We start from the raw sequence: 1,471 nt of genomic DNA on the forward strand, positions 1-1,471 counted from the left end.
CTCGTCGAGACAGTGTAAGACCCCGGCAAGCCGGGGCTGTTGTCAGTGAAGCGAGAAGCCTCGCCCAATTCCGTTAGGAATTGGGCGGGGAGCAGTCACGACGTAGACTTCGGGGATGAAGAGAAGAACCGGACCGCGGAGAGGCGGGGGCGAGCAGATGAAGACGGAGACAAACGAGAAGAACCGCGGGAGCGCAGACGCCGCTCCTCGAGCGAAGGCTCCCCGCCGCGGACGGCGTCCGGGCGGCGAGGTTTCTGGGCGCGGGGCGCTTCTCGCCGCCGCGCAGAAGCTCTTCTCCCGGAGCGGGTTCGCGGGCGCGTCGCTGCGCGAAGTGGCCCGCGAGGCCGAGGTCGCCCCGGCGCTCGTCTGCCAGCTCTTCGGGAGCAAGGAGGGACTCTACGACGCGCTCCTCGACCATCTCGCCCAAGAGCAGCGCGTGCAGCTCGGGCGCATCGACGAACTCACCCGTGAGGCTCAAGCCCACCCGAGGGCGGCGCTCGAAGGGTGGCTGAGGATGTTGGTTGAGATCGGGCCGGCCCTCTCGGACGTTCCGGCGCTCCTCATGCATGAAGTAGACCCCGGCAGGGCTGCCGACGCCGATCCCGAGGACGGGGCGCGCTTTAACGCCGTCACTGAGAAGCTCATCCACCCCTTCAGGACGGCGTCGCTTCCGCTCATCCGCCGCGCGCTCGATGCCGGCGTGATCCGCGGGTCTTCGCCCGAACTCGTCTTCTCGCTCCTCATGGGTGCGGCGTCGGCGACGCTCCTCGCCCCGGAGATCGCGGGCGGAGCGCGTTGCGCCGACGAGGACTTCCGCGCACGCACGGCCGAAGTCCTTCTCGCGCTCGTGCTGCGCTGACGACGAAGGAGCCGTCCTGCGGATCGACCGCAGAGACGGCTCGACGCCCCCCGACGGAGGGCGGACCGAGCCTGAATGCAGACGACAAAAAAGGCCGTTTCCTTCGAAACAGCCTTCACGTCGCTCTTGATTTGGCAGGGGTAGTAGGATTCGAACCTACGAATGGCGGATTCAGAATCCGCTGCCTTAACCGGACTTGGCGATACCCCAGTAAATGGTGCGGTCGATGAGATTTGAACTCATACAGCCAAAGGCCGCTACCCCCTCAAAGTAGTGCGTCTACCAATTCCGCCACGACCGCATCGCAGATAACCAAGTTGTTCTCTGGTGAACTTCTTTTTGAGTTGAGGAACTCGTTCAACAGAGGAGATGCATTCTACATGAAAAAATCAGAAATGTGTAGGGGTGGAAAAAATTTAATTCGCCCGTCGCGACCGTCGGCAGGAGGTCGGCGCGGCGGCGGTGACGCCGTCGGAAACGGGCCGGTTGGTTGAAAGATTGCGCACGCAGATAACAAAAGAGGCCGCTTCCTTCGAAACAGCCTCTTTCGCACATTTTGGCAGGGGTAGTAGGATTCGAACCTACGAGTGGCGGATTCAGAATCCGCTGCCT

At 63.0% G+C, this 1,471-nt stretch carries 1 protein-coding gene and 1 tRNA gene; one reads left to right on the forward strand and one right to left on the reverse strand.

What is annotated here, in order from left to right; genetic code table 11:
* Positions 1-157: 157 nt before the first annotated feature.
* Positions 158-859 carry a TetR/AcrR family transcriptional regulator gene (locus tag ACT6Y9_RS09780; RefSeq protein WP_443744386.1) on the forward strand — a complete coding sequence of 234 codons (702 nt, stop codon included), beginning with the start codon at positions 158-160 and terminating at the stop codon, positions 857-859.
* Between the two features lie 215 nt (positions 860-1,074).
* Here ACT6Y9_RS09780 and ACT6Y9_RS09785 read toward each other — a convergent pair.
* Positions 1,075-1,160, reverse strand: a tRNA-Leu gene (locus ACT6Y9_RS09785).
* Positions 1,161-1,471 lie beyond the last annotated feature (311 nt).

The sequence above is a fragment of the Sutterella sp. genome (assembly GCF_052272535.1).
Classification (GTDB): Bacteria; Pseudomonadota; Gammaproteobacteria; order Burkholderiales; family Burkholderiaceae_F; genus Sutterella.

Excerpts from the sequence above, each read along its gene's own strand:
- ACT6Y9_RS09780 (WP_443744386.1), top strand. The coding sequence starts at position 158 with ATGAAGACGGAGACAAACGAGAAGAACCGCGGGAGCGCAGACGCCGCT.